Here is a 17,290-nt window from a genome sequence, read left to right as displayed (position 1 = left end):
CGCTGGTTTTGCAATTCACAAGGCGAATTCAGGCAAGCATCACCGGACGGCAGTGCTGCGATGCTTGTTCGATTCGAGGGACATGTCGAGTCGGGAGGGCGCTGCCGGGCGCCGATCCGGCGTGAAGAGACAAGGCGGCGTTCAGGCCAGCCGCACAATCGGCCTGGCCGCCCGCGAGCGGCCAGACGGGAAAAAATGCCTCACGCCGCGTCCAGCATCCCGCTATAACACGCATCGGCGAACCCGATCCGGTCGGTGGTCGCATTGCGCGCATCCTCGACGCTGATCTTCTTCTCGCGCAGCAGGTTCACCAGCGCCGTGTTCATCGAATGGCAGCCCGCATTGAACTTGCCGGTGCCGCCATCCATCAAGGTGCGCACCTCGCCCACGCGGCCCGATTCGATCATGCGCACCACTTCCGGATTCGAACTGAGGCACTCGGTGGCCAGGTAATAGCGCTCCCCGCCCACCGACGGCAGCAAGGCCTGGCACAGCACGCCGCGCAAGGCGCTCGCCAGGGCCTGCGCCTGCGCGTCCGAATTGCCCAGCAGGCGCAGCATCTTCTGCAAACCCAGTTCGGTCGAACGCGCGTGCAGGGTGGCCAGCACCAGCGGACCCGATTCGGCCAGCGCCAGCGCTTCCTGCGCGGTCTGGGCGTCGCGGATCTCGCCGATGACGATCACGTCCGGCCGCTCGCGCAGCGCGTCCAGCGCACCGAGGTAGTAGCTCTCGACGTCGCCGTCGAAGCCCACTTCGCGCTGGGTGATGATGCATTTACGCTGGGGGATCAGGGTTTCGACCGGGTCTTCGATGGTGATGATGTGGCCCGAGCGCGTCTTGTTGATCTGGTCGATCATCGAGGCGATGGTGGTCGACTTGCCCTGGCAGGTGTCGCCGATGATCAGCACCAGCCCGCTGGTGAGCAGCGCAAAATCCTGCTCCGCCGCGCGCAGGCCCAGCTGATTGAGCGGCAGCGGTTCGCGCGGAAAGCGCCGCACCACGCAGCCGAGCCGCTTCTTGCCCTGGAAGGTAAAGCAGTTGGCGCGGATGCGCGCCGTATGCAGGTCGATCGAGCGGTCGAAGGCGCGGTCGGCGATGCGCTCGGCCCAATCGGGCTCGATCACTTCGAAGAACTCTTCCAGCTCCTCCTTGGTGATCGGCGAATCGGTCACCGCCACCAGCCCTTTCGGCTGGCGCAGCATCAGCGGGCTATTCTGGTGAATGATGATGTCGCTGAAAATCAGCTTCGAATTGAGCAGGTGAAGAATCTGTTCGACCAGGGTGCCGAACACCGGATGGTCTTCATTCTCCACATAGGACAGGGTACGGATCTGCGAGGACTGGTGGTTTTCCATCTGGCTCTTGGCGTGGTCAATAGTGCCGATAATTATAAGACCAGTCCTCGCGAAAAATTGCAATCCTGAAAGATTATTTTTCAGGATTGCGCGTTGGCGCCCCTTCCCCTGTCACTCCAGCGCAACAGCGCGGCGCGTACCGGCCAGCCGCGCCAGTCCGCACGCCACCGCCACGGCGATGACGGCCGCCAGCGCCGCCACCGGCGCCATGCCGGTCAGGCGCCCGTCGGCGGCCTCGCCCAGCTGCCAGCTGGTCACCAGCGCGGCCGCGCCGATGGCCACGTCCTGCACCAGGCTTTGCAGCGACATGAAGCCGGCCCGCTCGTGCGGCGACGGCACCTGGCTGACGGTGGCCGCCATGGTCACGTTGCGTCCCGCGTTACCGGCCATGAACAGCACGAAGAACAGGATCGGCAGCACGGCGCCCGCGCCGAAGAAGGGCGCCAGCCCGGCGCAGAACGCGCTCGACGCCAGAGCGGCGGCCAGCACCGGCCCGGCGCGGTCGGCCAGGCGTCCGAGCAGCTGCACCGTCAGCAGCGCGACCACCCCGCCGGCGAAGTACAGCATGCCGAGCTGCGCGCGCGGAAAGCCCAGGTTCAGCAGGAAGTATGCCGAAAAATGCGGGATCACCAGAAAGGCCGAGAACGCGCTGCCGGCCTGCAGCAGCATCGCCAGGCGCACCGCGGGCCGCGCCAGCAGAATGCGCGCCGAGACCTTCTCGCGCGCGTTGAGGTGCCCTTCCAGGGCCGGCAACAGCCACGCCATCGCCGCCAGCACCAGCGCCGCCAGCCCCGCCACCATGTAGAACGGCGCCTGCCAGCCGCCGATCCGGGCCAGTTCGAGGCCGAGCGGCACGCCGGCAATCGCCGCCAGCGAAAAGCCCAGCATCACCTTGGCCATGGCCTTGCCGCGCTGTTCCGGCGGCGTCATGTCGATCACGATGGCCATGCCGATCGCCACCGCCGGTCCGCCGAAGGCGCCGGTCAGCGCGCGCGCCACCATCAGCGCCGGCAAGCCCTGGCACAAGCTGGTGGCGAAGGTGGCCAGCGCCAGCAGGCCGAAGGTCAGCAACAGCGCCGGCTTGCGGTCGAAGCGGTCCAGCAGGCGGAAGGTGACCAGGCCGGAGAGCGCCGACGCCAGCGTATACGCCGCCGCCAGCCAGCCCAGGCGGTCGAGCGCAAAGCCATGCTCGCGCGCCAGGTCGGGACCGAGCGGCAGCACCATCATGAAGTCGACCAGATACACGAACTGCAGCGCCGCCACCAGGGCGATTGCGCGGGAAGCCTTAGTCATCGCTGCTTCTCCGGCGCGCGGCGACGTCCTCGCGCAGCGCCTCGCGCGCGGCGCGCAGCATGGCCACCGTGCCGTCCCAGTCGACGCAGGGATCGGTCACCGAGCAGCCGTAGCGCAGTGCCGACAGTTCGGCGGGAATGGACTGGTTGCCCGCTTCGATGAAGCTTTCGATCATCACCCCGGCCACGCTGCGGTTGCCCGCCAGGCGCTGGCGCACCACGTCGGCCATCACGCCGGCCTGCAGGGTGTGGTTCTTGTTCGAGTTATCGTGCGCGCAGTCGATCACGATGTTGGGCGGCTGGCCGCCCTTCTCGAGCGCCTGTTCGGCCGATGCCACGCTGGCCGCGTCGTAGTTGGGACGTCCGCCGCCGCCGCGCAGCACCAGGTGCCCGTACGGATTGCCGGGCGTGCGCACCACAGCCGCGCGGCCCGCCGCATCGATGCCGAGGAAGGCGTGCGGATGCGATGCCGAGGCGATCGCATTGACCGCCGTATCGACCTTGCCGTCGGTGCCGTTCTTGAAGCCGACCGGCACGCCCAGGCCCGAGGCCATCTCGCGGTGCGTCTGCGATTCGGTGGTGCGCGCGCCGATCGCGGCCCAGCTGATCAGCTCACCGACGTAATGCGGCGAGACCGGGTCCAGCGTTTCGGTCGCCGCCGGCAGTCCCAGTTCGGCCACTTCGATCAGGAACTGGCGCGCCAGCGCCAGGCCCTCGTCGATGCGGAACGAGCCGTCCATGCGCGGGTCGTTGATCAGCCCTTTCCAGCCCACCCGCGTGCGCGGTTTTTCGAAGTACACGCGCATCACCACGAACAGGGTGTCGGCCACTTCGTCGGCCAGCGCCTTGAGGCGGCGCGCGTAGTCGCGGCCCGCGTGCAGGTCGTGGATCGAACAGGGACCGACCACCACCATCAGGCGCGCATCGCGGCGGTCGAGGATATCGCGCACGGTCTGGCGCGCGGCGCCGATCAGCAGGGCCCCGGTATCGGACAGCGGCAGCTGCGCGCGCAATTCGGCCGGCGACGGCAAGGGGCCGGGCGTGTCGTGCGACAGCGGAGACAGGTCGCGCTTCATGCCGGTCCACCACGGCGGTTGGCGTGGACGGCATGGACCGGCGCGGCGGGCGCCGGCAGGCCCGGTTGGCGAACGGCGAGGTGAAGTGCGGGCATGGTAGGTCTTTTCAGGTTGGATGAACAATTGCCATCGTTGACAGGTGTGAAACTTAAGCATACCATACTCGCTAAATGCGAATCAATCTCATTTGCATTAATATTTAGGTTGTAAATGATTATCATTCCGATCTATAGTTCGGCCCCGCCCATCCGGCGAATCGCTCCGACTGCCCTCCTAACGCAAGGATTTCACCATGAATGACAGATTGCACGGCCATTACCTGAGCCGCACCAGCGCGGCCGACCTGTGCGCGCACTACGAAGCTGGCGCCACCCTGTTCTCCTCGCCCGGCCACACGCTGCTCGCCAGCGGCAAGCGCAGCATCCTGGCGCCGCAGTCCGGGGCCGCCCTGGCCGGCGCCGCCAGCACCCTGCTGCGCGCGGCGCGCCGCGACGGCGAGATGCTGCCGGTGCTGATCGGCGCCGTGCCCTTCCTGGCCGACGCCCCGGCCCACCTGTTCATCCCCGAGCACGTGCTGATGGCCACCGGTCCCGCCAACCTGCCTTCGCCCGCCCCGCAAGCGGCGGCCACGCGCGCCCGCTTCCCGCGCACCATCGCCGCCGTGCCCGACCAGGCCCAGTACCGCCGCGCCGTGGCCCAGGCGGTCGAACGCATCCGCGCCGGCCGGATGGAAAAAGTGGTCCTGTCGCGCTCACTGACCCTGGAAACCGAGATCGATGTCGCTTCCCTGCTGGCCCGGCTGGGCGCACGCAATGCGCACGGCTACACCTTCGCCATCGACATGGCGCCGGAACAGGATGGCCGCCGCACCCTGATCGGCGCCAGTCCCGAACTGCTGCTCTCGCGTATTGGCACGCGCGTGCGCTGCCATCCGCTGGCCGGCTCGATCCCGCGCAGCGCCGATGCGCAGGAAGACCAGCGCCGCGCGCAAGGGTTGCTGACATCGCAAAAAGACCTGCACGAACACGCGCTGGTGGCCGACATGGTGGCCGATTCGCTGCGTCCGTTCTGCCATTCGGTCCAGGTGCCGGCCGTGCCCTCGCTGATCGCCACGCCCACCATGTGGCACCTCGGCAGCGAAGTGACTGCGGAATTGAACGAGCCGGAGATGACCTCGCTGGCCCTGGCCATGGCGCTGCACCCGACCCCCGCCGTCTGCGGCCACCCCGCCGCCGTGGCGCGCAGCTTCATCAACGAGGCCGAAGGATTCGACCGCGGCTTCTTCGCCGGCCTGGTGGGCTGGATGGACGCCAACGGCGACGGCGAATGGGCCGTCACGCTGCGCTGCGCCGACGTGCGCGCCCACAGCGCCACCCTGTACGCGGGCGCCGGCATCGTGGCCGGCTCCGACCCCGAACTCGAATATCTCGAAACGTCCGGCAAGCTGCGCACCATGCTGCGCGCGATGGGCCTCGAAGCGGTGCTGGAGGACGCGGCATGAACACCGACTATCTGCCCGGTTTCACCCCGTATCCCGACGACTTTGCGGCGCGCTATCGCGAAGCCGGCTACTGGCTCGGTGAAACCTTCGGAGCCCTGCTGCGCGAACGCGCACGCCAACACCCCGACAGCACCGCCCTGGTCTGCGGCACGCGCCGCTGGAGCTACGCCGAACTCGATCGGCGCGCCGACCGCTTCGCCGCCGGCCTGACCGGCCTCGGTATCGCCGCGCGCGACCGCGTCGTGGTGCAACTGCCCAACGTCGCCGAATTCTTCGTCGCCTGCTTCGCCCTGTTCCGCATCGGCGCACTGCCCGTCTTCGCCCTGCCCGCGCACCGCCGCCACGAGATCGGCCACCTGTGCGCCTTCACCGACGCCGCCGCCTATATCATCGCCGACAGCGACGCCGGCTTCGACTACCGCACCCTGGCGCGCGAAGTGCAGGCCGCCGTGCCGGCCCTGGCGCGCGTGATCGTCCTCGGCGACGCCGCCGAATTCATCGCCTTCGATTCGCTGTATGCGGATGCCATCGAGATCGCCGGCCCGCAGCCGGGCGACGTGGCCTTCCTGCAGCTCTCCGGCGGCACCACCGGCCTGCCCAAGCTGATCCCGCGCACCCACGACGACTATTTGTATAGCGTGCGCGCCAGCGCCGACATCTGCGAACTGGATCGCGGCAGCGTGTATTTATGCGCCCTCCCGGTCGCGCACAACTTCCCGATGAGTTCTCCGGGCACCTTCGGCGTGTTCCACGCGGGCGGCTGCGTGGTGCTCGCGCGCCGTCCCACGCCGGACGACGCGTTCCCGCTGATCGAAGCCGAAGGGGTGACCATCACCGCGCTGGTGCCGCCGCTGGCCATGGTGTGGCTCGATGCGGCAGGCGCCACCCGCCACAAGCTCGATAGCCTGAAGCTGCTGCAGGTCGGCGGTGCGCGCCTTTCCGCCGAAGCCGCATGCCGCGTCAGGCCGGTGCTCGGCTGCGCCCTGCAACAGGTCTTCGGCATGGCCGAAGGCCTGGTCAACTACACCCGCCCGGACGACACACCCGAGCTGACCGCCAACACGCAGGGACGCCCGATCTCGCCGGCCGACGAAGTGCGCATCGTCGACGACGAAGACCGCGACCTGCCCGATGGCGACATCGGCCACCTGCTCACGCGCGGCCCGTACACCATCCGCGGCTACTACCGCGCCGACGAACACAACGCGCGCGCCTTCACCAGCGACGGTTTCTACCGCACCGGCGACCTGGTGATGCGCCTGCCGTCCGGCCACCTGGTGGTCGAAGGCCGCGCCAAGGACCAGATCAACCGTGGCGGCGACAAGGTCGCGGCCGAGGAAGTCGAAAACCACCTGCTGGCCCACCCCGCCGTGCACGACGCCGCGCTGGTGTCGATGCCCGACGCCTACCTCGGCGAGCGCAGTTGCGCCTTCATCGTCACGCGCGGCGCGCCGGTACGCGCCATCGAACTGACGCGCTTCCTGCGCGAACGCGGCGTGGCCCAGTACAAGATCCCCGACCGCATCGAATTCGTCGAGCGCTTCCCTGTCACGGGCGTCGGCAAAGTCAACAAACGCCAGCTGCGCGAACAGATCGCCCAGCTGATCGGCACTCCACTATAAGAACGGCAAGCACCATGACCATCCCGAAAATCGCCTCCTACCCCATGCCCACGGCCATGCCGGACAACCGCGTTAGCTGGATGCCCGAATCCAAGCGCGCCGTACTGCTGATTCACGACATGCAGGAGTACTTCCTCGACTTCTACGACAACGCCGCCGCGCCGATTCCCGAGCTGATCGCGCACATCGGACAGTTGCGCGACGCCGCCGACGCCGCCGGCGTACCGGTCGTCTACACCGCGCAGCCGGCCGTGCAATCGCCCGAAGACCGCGGCCTGCTGACCGACTGGTGGGGCCCCGGCCTGACCGCGCGTCCCGAGCGCGCCCCGGTGGTGGCCAGCCTGGCGCCGCGCGCGCAGGACGTGGTGCTGACCAAATGGCGCTACAGCGCCTTCTTCCGCAGCGACCTGCTGGCGCGCATGCGCGAACAGGGCCGCGACCAGCTGATCGTGTGCGGCGTGTACGCCCACATCGGCTGCCTGATGACCGCCGCCGACGCCTTCATGAGCGACATCCAGCCCTTCCTGGTGGGCGATGCGCTGGCCGACTTCTCGGCCGAACAGCACCGGATGGGCCTCGACTACGTGTCGCAGCGTTGCGGCGTTGTCGCCAGCACCGCGACCGTGAGCGGTGCGCTCAAGCCGGCCGCCGCATGGCACGCCACGCGCTCCGCCCTGCAGGCGGAAGTGGCGGAACTGCTGGCGGTGCCGGCCTCGGACCTGCTCCCGGACGACAACCTGCTGTTCGCCGGCCTCGATTCGATCCGTTTAATGAGCCTGATCGAACGCTGGCGCCGTGCCGGCATCGAAACCACCTTCGTCGAACTGGCCGAACGCCCGACCCTCGCCGACTGGTGGGAACTGCTCGACGCGCGCCGGGTGAACAAGTGAGCGGCACGCGCCTGGCGCTCACCAGCGCCCAATACGGCATCTGGCTGGGGCAGCAGCTGGACGCCGCCAGCCCCGCCTACTGGACGGCGGAAGCGGTCGAACTGAGCGGCCCGCTGGACGCCGCCCTGTTCGAAGCCGCGCTGCGCCAGGCCGTGCGCGAATGCGACGCCCTGCACATGCGCTTTGCCAGCGACGGCAACGCGGTCTGGCAAACGCCCGCCCCGAGCGAAGACTGGCCGTTCGCGCGCCACGCCATGGACGATGCCGAAGCCAGGAGGTGGATGCAGGACGACCTGCAACAACCGGCCGACCTGGCGCGCGGCCCGCTGTTCGCCAGCGCGCTGCTGCAAACCGGCCCGGACAAGGCGCTGTGGTACCTGCGCGCCCACCACATCGCCCTCGACGGCTTCGCCTACGCCATGCTGGCGCAGCGCGTGGCGGCCCTGTATTCGGCCCGCTGCGCCGGTACCGAGGCGCCGCCCGCGCGTCCCGGCAAGCTCGATCCGGTGGTGGCCGAAGACGCGGCCTATGTCGCCTCCCCCGCCTACGTGCGCGACCGCGATTTCTGGATGGCGCGCATGATGGACGCCCGCGCGCCGGCCATGCTGGCGCCGCCGGCCACCGTGGCGCGCGGCGTGCGCCGTGTGCGCGGCGCCATCGCCGCCAGCACCATCGAACGCTGCCAGTCCATCGCCAGCGCCGCCGGCGTGGACTGGGCCGCCGTGCTGATCGCCGCCACCGGGGCCTGGCTGCGCCGCCACGCCTCGGCGGGCGAGCTGACACTGGGCCTGCCCGTCATGGGCCGCCTCGGATCGGTCGCGCTGACGATTCCCTGCATGGCGATGAACATCGTGCCCCTGCGCCTGGCGCCGGCGCCGGCGCAATCGCTGGCCGAGCTGGCGCGCGCGGTCGCCGCCGAGATGAAGGCGCTCCGCCCGCACCAGCGCTACCGCTACGAACATTTAAAGCACGACCTGGGCATGAGCGGCGGCGCGCGCCGCCTGTTCGGCGCCGTCGTCAACCTGATGCCCTTCGACCGCCCGCCGGTCTTCGGCCCGCTGCACGCGGTCTCGCACCCGGTGTCCGCCGGTCCGGTCGAAGACCTGTCGATCACGATTGCGCCGGGCACGCACAGCCGCATCGACATCGAAGCCAATCCGGACGCCTACGACGACGCCACCGTGCGCGCGCTGCATGCGTCGCTGCTGCAAGCGCTGACCGACCTGCTCGCGCAACCCGACGCGCCGCTGTCCAACGTGCTCGGACAGGCGCCGCACGCCACGCCCGCCCTGGCGTCCGGCGGCCCGCTGCCGACCGCACCCGACTCCGTCCTCGCCTCGCTGCTGCGGCACGATGCGCAAAAAACCGCCCTCATTCACGGCGACACCGAACTCACTTACCTTGAACTGGTAACGGCGGTCCAGACCATGGCCGGCCGCCTGCGCGACGCCGGCGTGACCGAAGAGAGCCGCGTGGTCCTGCTGCTGCCGCGCAGCGCGGACACCATCGTCGCCATGCTGGCCATCATGTGGGCCGGCGGCGGCTATGTACCGCTCGACCCGGACGGCCCCGCCCTGCGCGTGGCCGCCGTGCTGGAAGACGTGAAACCCACGCTGGTGGTCAGCCTGCGCAAGTACGCGCCCCTGCTGCCGGCCGCCTTGCCGCTGCTGTGCATCGACGAAGCCGCGCCAGGCGAGCCGATGATCGCCCCGCTGGCGGTTGCCGACAGCGCGCTGGCCTACATCATCTACACCTCCGGCTCCACCGGCCGGCCGAATGGCGTCATGATCGAGCGCGCCGCGCTGGCCCACTTCGGCGCCGGCGCCACGGCGCGCTACCAGGTCACGGCAAACGACCGCGTACTGCAATTCGCACCGCTGCATTTCGACGCCAGCGTCGAGGAGATCTTCCTCACCCTGGGCGCCGGCGCAACGCTGATCCTGCGCGACGACGCCATGCTCGAATCGCTGGAGCGCTTCATCGACGCCTGCACGCGCCTGCGCATCAGCGTGCTCGATCTGCCGACCGCCTTCTGGCACGAACTCGCCTTCCACGTCGGCCAGCACAATGCCAAGCTGCCCGACTGCCTGCGCCTGGTCATCATCGGGGGCGAGGCGGCACTGGCCGAACGCGTGGCGCGCTGGCGCACCGCCGCCCCGAGCCATCTGGTGCTGCTCAATACCTACGGCCCGACCGAAGCGACCGTCATCTGTACCACCGCCCGGCTGGCGGGGCCCGAGGCCATCGACTGGAACGGCGACGCCGTGCCGATCGGCCGGCCGCTGCCCGGTGTCGACATCGCCGTCTGCACCGAGCACCCGGTCGGCATCGGCGAAGAAGGAGAACTGTGCCTGATCGGCGGCGGCCTCGCACGCGGCTACTTCGACCGCGCGGCATTGACTGCGCAGCGTTTCGTGACCCTGCCCGACGGCCGCCGCGCCTACCGCACCGGCGACCGCGTGGTGCTGGGCGAAGATGGCGAGCTGCGCTACCTGGGCCGGCTGGACGACGAAGTCAAGATCAGCGGCCACCGTATCGACCCGACCGAGATCGAAGCGGCGCTGCTGCAATACCCCGGCGTGCGCGAAGCGGCGGTGGTGTGCCAGTCGCAGCCCGATGGCGGCAAGCACCTGCGCGCCTTTGTCGCCACCGCCGGCAAGCTCAATGCGCCTGCCCTGCGCGCCTTCCTGGCCGAACGCCTGCCGGCGGCGGCGGTGCCGGCCAACTACGCCAGCCTGGCGCGCCTGCCGCGCAACGCCAACGGCAAGATCGACCGCTCCGCATTGCGCGCCAAAGAACCCGATGCCGCGCCAACGGCGGCCGGCGCCACCCCGCTCGAACAATCGGTCATGTCGATCTGGCGCGAGGTGCTCGGCGTGGAAGCGTTGACGCCATCGGACGACTTCTTTGCGCTGGGCGGCAAATCGCTGCAGGCGATCCAGGTCGCCAACCGCCTCGGCGCGGCCTTGAAGCGCGAAGTTGCGGTGTCGGCCCTGTTCCGCCACCGCACCGTGGCCGCGCTGGCGCATTCGCTCGGCACCGTCGGCCACGCGCCGCCGGCGGCGGCTGCGGGCGGCGAATTCGCCCCGCTGCTGACCATCCAGCGCGGCAGCGGTCCGGCCCTGTTCTGCGTGCATCCGGCCGAAGGCCTGTCGTGGTGCTACCTGGGCCTGGCCGCCTACCTGCCGCACACGCCGATCTACGGCTTGCAGGCGCGCGGCATGAGCGGCACGCCACCGGCCGACATCGACATGCAGGTCGACGACTACCTTGGCCTGGTGCGCGGCGCCCAGCCGCAAGGGCCGTACCGCCTGATCGGCTGGTCCTCGGGCGGCGGCCTGGCCCACGCCCTGGCGGCGCGCCTGCAGGCGCTGGGCGAAACGGTGTCGCTGCTGGCGATGATGGACTCCTACCCGAGCGACATCTGGGAAGGCAAGCCGGAAGCAGAGGAACGCGACGCCCTGATCGCCATGCTGGACGTGATCGGCGCGCCGTCGGTGGACGCCGACGGCCAGCCGCTGGCGCGCGACGCATTGCTGGCGCAGTTCCGCCAGCCGGGCAGCTCGCTGGCCATGGCCGACGACGCCCACATCGAACGCATCACCACCACCGCACTGCTGTCGATGCGCCTGTACCGCCAATTGCGGCACCCACGCTATGAAGGCGACGTGCTATTCTTCCACGCCAGCCGGCGCGGCCCCGACGCCCCCGACTGGAAAGGCTGGACGCCGTATGTGAACGGCCAGCTGGAACGCATCGACGTCGATTGCACCCATTCGTCCATGAGCCAGCCGGCGCCCCTGGGGCACATCGGCCGCGTGCTGGCACAACGTATTGACCCGGAAGGCAGACCATGACCACTCCCAAACGCACACCGCCAAGGATGCTGCACGTGCGGCGCATTTTGCAACTGACCCCGCTGATGCGCCGCATCACGCTGGCCGGCGACGCCCTGGCCGGCTTCCCGCCGGACAGCGACGGCGCTCACATCAAGCTCCTGCTGGCGCGCGAAGGCCAGCGCGAACCGGTGCTGCCGACGCTCGGCCCCGACGGCCCGGTGTGGCCGCCGGCCGACATCCGCCCCATCGCCCGCACCTACACCGTGGCGCGCTACGACGCCGAAGCGGGCGAGCTCGATGTGGACCTGGTGCTGCACGGCGACGACGGCCCCGCCTCGCGCTGGGCCGTGCACGCGCAGGAGGGCGACGCCGTCGGCGTGGCCGGTCCCGGCGGGCCGCCGCGCTTCGTGCCGCAAGCCGACTACCACCTGATGATCGGCGACCCGAGTTCGCTGGCCGCGATTGCCGCCGCCCTGCGCGGCGTGCCCCGCAAGGCGCGCGGCACGGTGCTGATCGAAGTGCCCGACCACTCCGAAGTCCAGGCGCTGCCCTACCCGGCCGGATTCACGGTGCATTGGCTGTCGCGCCGTGGCGCGCGTCCCGGCATCAGCACCCTGCTGCTCGACGCGGTCAAGGCGCTGGCCTGGCCGCCGGGGCGCGTGTCGGTCACGCTGGCCGGCGAGAGCAACCAGCTGCTGGCCGTGCGCGACTTCCTGCTGCACCAGCGCGGCGTGGCCCGCGCCGACATGTACGCCGTCCCGTACTGGAAGGACGAACACACCGAAGAGGCGTACCACGCCGAACGCCACCGCATTATGGATGAACTGGAAGAAGCCGAATCATGATCACATTCTCACCCCTGCGCCGAGTTGCCCTGTTTGCCCTCATGGCCGTGTGCGCCGCGCCGGCGCTGGCGCAGCGCAACATCGTCGACGCCGCCAACCGCGCCGTCACCGTGCCCGAACGCGCCCAACGCGTCGTCGCCTTGTCCGAACTCGATCTCGACGCCCTGCTGGCATTGAAGATCAAGCCCGCCGGCGCCACCAAGGGCCGTGGCCAGACCGCCATGCCGCGCTACCTCGGCGCGGCGGCCAATGCGATCCCGAGTGCAGGCAACTTCGCCGCGCCCGTGCTCGACCTGGTGGTCGGCATGCAGCCCGACCTGATTCTCGCCGGCGGCATGAGCGACCCCGAGCTGCTGACCCAACTGGCCAAGATCGCCCCCACCGTCGTCACCTACCAGCCGGGCGAGAACTGGCAAGCCACCTTCCGCCGCATCGGCACCGTGATGGGCAAGACGCCCGAGACCGAGGCGTTTTTGACCGACTACCTGGCCAGGGCCGACGCGCTGCGCAAGCGCCTGGGCGAGCGCGCCAACACCACGGTGAGCGTGGTGCGCTGGAATCCACAGGGTCCGTCGTACATGCTGCGCGACTCGTTTGCCAGCCTGGTGCTGGCCGACCTGAAGATGCGCCGTCCCGCCGCGCAGATGCAGCCGGGCGCCGCGCACTCGCGCCCACTGAGCCTGGAAGCGCTGGCCGCCATCGACGCCGACTGGATTTTCGTCGGCACCCTGAGCACCAGCGGTCCGGCCAACGACGCCCTTGCTGCCGCGCGCCAGTCGCCGCCGTTCCGCCAGCTCGGCGCATCGCAGCGTAACCAGGTGCGCGCGGTGGACGGCTCGCTCTGGACCAGTCCCGGCGGCCCGCTGGCCGCCCTGGCGATCCTGGCCGACGTCGACAAAGCCTTGGCCGCGCCTTGAGTCCAGGCAGTCGCATCGCGCTTCTCGCGCCCGTCCTGCCGGCGCTGCTGCTGGCATCGATGCTGGTCGGCGCCGGCGACGCCGGCATGGCCGACCTGCGCGCCGCGCTGGCCGGCGGCGACGACTCGCCGCTGCAGATGATCGTGCGCGACGTGCGCGCCCCGCGCACCCTGGCCGCGCTGCTGGTCGGCGCCGCGCTGGGCGTGGCCGGCATGCTGATGCAAACCGTCACCCGCAACCGCTTGGCCGAGCCGGGCCTGCTGGGCGTGAACGCCGGCGCCGCGCTCGGCGTGGTGGCCGGCATTACCTGGGCCGGCGCCGAATCGGGCCTCGCATATCTGCTGTGGGCCGGCGCCGGCGCCCTGCTGGGCAACGCCTGCGTGCTCGGCGTGGCCAACGCGGGCCGCCAGTCGGGCAGTCCGTTGCGCCTTGTGCTGGCCGGCGTGGCGCTGGGCGCGACCTTTCATGGCTTGAGTTCCGCCATGCTGCTTAGCCAGCCGTCCGGCTACGACCAGTACCGCTTCTGGGTACTCGGCTCGCTGGCCGGCTCGAACGGCGGCATGATCCTGCTGGCCGCCCCTTTCATCGTGTTCGGATTATTGGCCGCCCTGTTCCTGGCGCGGCCGTTGTCGGCCATGCTGCTCGGCGACGACATCGCCCGCTCGCTCGGGCACTCGCCGCGCATGCTGCGCGCCGCCGTCGCCTTTACCGCCACGCTGCTGACCGGCAGCGCGGTGGCCCTGACCGGGCCGATCGCCTTTCTCGGGCTGCTCGCCCCCTTCCTCGCGCGCGCGCTGGCGCAGGGACTGGCGGCGCAACTGGCGGCATCGGCCTGGGTGGGCGCCATCGTGCTGCTGTTCGCCGACCTGGGCGCGCGCCTGGTGGCGCAGCCCTTCGAAACGCCGATCAGCGTACTGACCGCCCTGTTCGGCGCGCCGCTGCTGGTGTGGCTCGCGCGCGGGAGCACCCGATGATGGCGCCCGAACCAGGTCTTGTCGTCCTGCGCGGCGGCGCGCTGTCGGTGCTGGTCGCCCGCCGCTCGCTGTACGCCACCTGCGCCCTGCTGCTGGCGCTTGTGCTGGCCGTGGCGGTCGCCTTGTCGGCCGGCCCGGCGTGGCTGACGCCATCCCAGCTGCTGGCCGTCCTCAATGGCGATGCGCCCGGCGGCATGCGCCTGATGGTGCTGGAATTCCGCCTGCCGCGCGTGCTCACCGGCCTGCTGGCCGGCGCCTCGCTGGGCCTCGCCGGGAGCCTGATCCAGACCCTCACGCGCAACCGCCTCGCCTCGCCGGACATGCTCGGCGTGGCCGATGGCGCCATGCTGGGCGTCTTCATGGCCCTCATCGCAGGTACCACCGGCATGCTGGGCCCATGGTGGGTGGGACCGCTGGGCGCCCTGGGTGCGGTGGCCCTGCTGCTGTTGGCCAGCGGCCCGCTCGACAGCCGCGGTCACCGCCTGCTGGTGGTCGGCATCGCGATTGCGAGCCTGTTGCGCGCGGGAGCCGAACTGCTGCTGTCGCAGCAGGAGCTGATGCACGCCAGCGCGCTGTACGCATGGAGTATCGGAAGCCTGAGCGGGCGCACCTACGGCTCGGCCCTGCCGCTCGCCGTCGCATTACTCGTGCTGCTGCCGCCCGCGCTGCTGGCCAGCCGTCGCCTGGCGCTGCTGCGCTTCGACGCGGATGTCGCAACAGGCCTCGGCCTGCCGGTGCGCGCCACCCAGTGGCAGGTGCTGCTGTGCGCCGTGCTGCTGGCCGGGATGGCAGTGGGCGTGTGCGGGCCGATCGCCTTCGTCGCTCTGGCCGCCCCGTTCATCGGCGAACGGCTGGTCGGCTACGGGCGCGGTGCGCTGCTGGCGTCGGCCTTGTCCGGCGCGTTGCTGGTGGCCGCCGCCGACACGCTGGGCCGCGTCATCCTGGGCGACGCCGAACTGCCGGTCGGCGTGATCTGCAACCTGCTGGGCGGACCGTTTTTGCTGTACCTGCTCCTTCACGAGCGCAATGGAGAAACGCAGTAATGAATAAACAAGTGACGCAATTGCGTGTGCAGAACCTGCATGCCGGCCATCCGGGCCGCCCCGTGCTGCACGGGATCGACCTGGCGATCGAGCCGGGCAAGGTTACGGTCATCGTCGGTCCGAACGGTTGCGGCAAATCGACCCTGCTGCGCTGCATGGCGCGCCTGCACCGGCCGCAGCAAGGCAGCATCACGCTCGGCGCGCAGGACCTGTGGCAGATGCGCCAGCAGCAGGCATCGCGCAGCCTGGCGATGCTGCCGCAGACGCCGCAGGCGCCGGAGGGCATCACTGTCAGCGGGCTGGTTCGCTTCGGGCGGCATCCGCACCAGGGTTTGTTCCGCCAGTGGTCGCACGAGGACGAACAGGCGGTCAACGCGGCCATGTCGGCCACCGATGTCGGCGCGCTGGCGCAGCGCCGGCTCGACCAGTTATCCGGCGGACAGCGCCAGCGCTGCTGGCTGGCGATGACGCTGGCGCAGGAGACGCCGATCCTGCTGCTCGACGAGCCCACCAGCATGCTCGATCTGGGGCACCAGGTCGATGTATTGGACCGCGTGCGCGCGCTGGCCGCCGACGGACGCGCGGTGGTGATCGTGCTGCACGACCTGGCTGCGGCGGCGCGCTATGCGGACACCCTGGTGGCCATGCGCGATGGGCGCATCGTCGCCGCCGGCGCGCCGCGCGACGTGGTCACGCCCGCGCTGGTGCGCCAGTTGTACGAGCTGGAGGTGGACGTGCTGTCCGCTCCCGGCGACGGCGCGCCGGTGGTGGTGCCGGTCAGGCGTTTTCATTAGTTTTTCACCAAACGAACAAGAAACAAGGAACAGGATGACGAATCAATTCGAAGGCAAGGTCGCGCTGGTCACCGGCGCGGCGCAGGGCATCGGCGCGGCGGTGGCGCGCAAGCTGGCGGCGGGCGGCGCCGCGGTGGCGGTATTTGACGTAAAGGCGGGCGCGGTCGAGGACATGGCGGCCACCTTGCGCGCCAGCGGCACCCGAGCCATCGGCATCGCAGTGGATGTGACGGACAGCGCGGCCGTGAACGCGGCAGTGGCTCAGGTCGAGCGCGAGCTGGGCGAGATCGACGTGCTGGTCAACGTGGCGGGCATCCTGCGCATGGGGTCCATACTGGATTGCAGCGATGACGACTGGGAGCGGACCTTTGCGGTCAATGCCGGCGGCGTGTTCCGCCTGTGCCGCGCGGTGGCGGCCGGCATGGTGGAGCGCAAGCGCGGCGCCATCGTGACGGTGGCGTCGAATGCGTCAAGCGTGCCGAGGATGCAGATGGGGGCCTATGCGGCGTCGAAAGCGGCGTCCACGCAGTTCATGCGCTGCCTCGGGCTGGAACTGGCGCCCCATGGGATTCGCTGCAATGTGGTGTCGCCGGGATCGACCGACACCGAGATGCAGCGCCAGTTGTGGAACGGCGCCGATGGGTCCCAGGGCGTCATCGGCGGTTCGCTGGAGACGTTCAGGCTGGGGATTCCGTTGAAACGGATTGCCACGCCCGAGGATATCGCCGAGGCGGTGCTGTATCTGGCGTCGGACAGCGCACGCCACATCACCATGCACGACTTGAGGATTGACGGAGGGGCGACGTTGGGCGGATAGAGTAGGACGAAACGATGGGTTGAACGCCGTCGGCTGAGGGAGTGAGGTAGTGGCAGAGATGACGGTGAGGGCGCATCCAGTTAGATGTAGACGTAGAAAACAGGCCGCTTTCGCCCTATGACGAACATAACAACCGTTCCGTAGCGGACGCAAAACGTCAGGAAGCGCCCGTTCAACGTAAAACCGAAAGGCGTCGACTGGAATGCATCGTCCCCATTTTTCGATTTCACGTTTTCCTCGGCTTTTCACCTGTGCGCCGAACGGCATAGCGCTTCAGCGCAGCATCTACAGTTGCTGTGGTCTAATTTGCCCGGACACCTCAATA

General features: G+C 69.6%; 13 protein-coding genes. 10 read left to right on the top strand and 3 right to left on the bottom strand.

All coding sequences use genetic code 11. From position 1 onward, the window contains the following. Positions 1–200: 200 nt before the first annotated feature. The 3 genes from EJB06_RS23230 to EJB06_RS23220 form a co-directional block, all read right to left on the bottom strand. Positions 201–1,355 carry a type IV pilus twitching motility protein PilT gene (locus EJB06_RS23230; protein ID WP_126076406.1) on the bottom strand — a complete coding sequence of 385 codons (1,155 nt, stop codon included), beginning with the start codon at positions 1,353–1,355 and terminating at the stop codon, positions 201–203. Between the two features lie 111 nt (positions 1,356–1,466). Beyond that, positions 1,467–2,648, bottom strand: coding sequence for an MFS transporter (locus EJB06_RS23225; protein WP_126076405.1), 1,182 nt, complete (start codon positions 2,646–2,648; stop codon positions 1,467–1,469). Further along, a complete protein-coding gene (locus EJB06_RS23220) occupies positions 2,641–3,723 on the bottom strand; it encodes a 3-deoxy-7-phosphoheptulonate synthase (protein ID WP_126076404.1) in 1,083 nt (360 codons plus the stop codon). Before EJB06_RS23220 ends, EJB06_RS23225 begins: the two co-directional genes overlap by 8 nt. A gap of 292 nt (positions 3,724–4,015) precedes the next feature. On the opposite strand from EJB06_RS23220, the gene EJB06_RS23215 reads away from it, so the two are divergent. Genes EJB06_RS23215 through EJB06_RS23170 form a run of 10 tightly spaced genes read left to right on the top strand, consistent with a single transcriptional unit; the run spans position 4,016 to position 16,965 of the window. After that, on the top strand, positions 4,016–5,224 hold the full coding sequence (locus EJB06_RS23215) for an isochorismate synthase (protein WP_126076403.1): 1,209 nt from the start codon (positions 4,016–4,018) through the stop codon (positions 5,222–5,224). Next, the gene (locus EJB06_RS23210; protein ID WP_126076402.1) at positions 5,221–6,846 is read left to right on the top strand and encodes a (2,3-dihydroxybenzoyl)adenylate synthase; all 1,626 of its coding nucleotides are present in this window, start codon (positions 5,221–5,223) and stop codon (positions 6,844–6,846) included. Before EJB06_RS23215 ends, EJB06_RS23210 begins: the two co-directional genes overlap by 4 nt. A 14-nt stretch (positions 6,847–6,860) precedes the next feature. Continuing rightward, a complete protein-coding gene (locus EJB06_RS23205) occupies positions 6,861–7,736 on the top strand; it encodes an isochorismatase (protein WP_164558009.1) in 876 nt (291 codons plus the stop codon). Beyond that, on the top strand, positions 7,733–11,593 hold the full coding sequence (locus EJB06_RS23200) for a non-ribosomal peptide synthetase (protein WP_198420902.1): 3,861 nt from the start codon (positions 7,733–7,735) through the stop codon (positions 11,591–11,593). The genes EJB06_RS23205 and EJB06_RS23200 overlap by 4 nt, the downstream gene beginning before the upstream one ends. Continuing rightward, a complete protein-coding gene (locus tag EJB06_RS23195; protein ID WP_126076401.1) occupies positions 11,590–12,420 on the top strand; it encodes a siderophore-interacting protein in 831 nt (276 codons plus the stop codon). Before EJB06_RS23200 ends, EJB06_RS23195 begins: the two co-directional genes overlap by 4 nt. Beyond that, positions 12,417–13,337: an ABC transporter substrate-binding protein gene (locus tag EJB06_RS23190; protein ID WP_126076400.1), complete on the top strand. Its 921-nt coding sequence runs from the start codon at positions 12,417–12,419 to the stop codon at positions 13,335–13,337. Before EJB06_RS23195 ends, EJB06_RS23190 begins: the two co-directional genes overlap by 4 nt. Beyond that, positions 13,334–14,311, top strand: coding sequence for a FecCD family ABC transporter permease (locus EJB06_RS23185; protein WP_198420901.1), 978 nt, complete (start codon positions 13,334–13,336; stop codon positions 14,309–14,311). Before EJB06_RS23190 ends, EJB06_RS23185 begins: the two co-directional genes overlap by 4 nt. Then, on the top strand, positions 14,308–15,354 hold the full coding sequence (locus EJB06_RS23180; RefSeq protein WP_126076398.1) for a FecCD family ABC transporter permease: 1,047 nt from the start codon (positions 14,308–14,310) through the stop codon (positions 15,352–15,354). The genes EJB06_RS23185 and EJB06_RS23180 overlap by 4 nt, the downstream gene beginning before the upstream one ends. Further along, on the top strand, positions 15,354–16,148 hold the full coding sequence (locus tag EJB06_RS23175; protein ID WP_126076397.1) for an ABC transporter ATP-binding protein: 795 nt from the start codon (positions 15,354–15,356) through the stop codon (positions 16,146–16,148). The genes EJB06_RS23180 and EJB06_RS23175 overlap by 1 nt, the downstream gene beginning before the upstream one ends. Positions 16,149–16,182: 34 nt before the next feature. Continuing rightward, positions 16,183–16,965, top strand: coding sequence for a 2,3-dihydro-2,3-dihydroxybenzoate dehydrogenase (locus EJB06_RS23170; RefSeq protein ID WP_126076396.1), 783 nt, complete (start codon positions 16,183–16,185; stop codon positions 16,963–16,965). Positions 16,966–17,290: the final 325 nt, after the last annotated feature.

The organism is Massilia atriviolacea, from assembly GCF_003953935.1.
Lineage (GTDB): Bacteria > Pseudomonadota > Gammaproteobacteria > Burkholderiales > Burkholderiaceae_D > Telluria_A > Telluria_A atriviolacea.
This window is presented reverse-complemented; position numbering and strand designations above follow the sequence as displayed.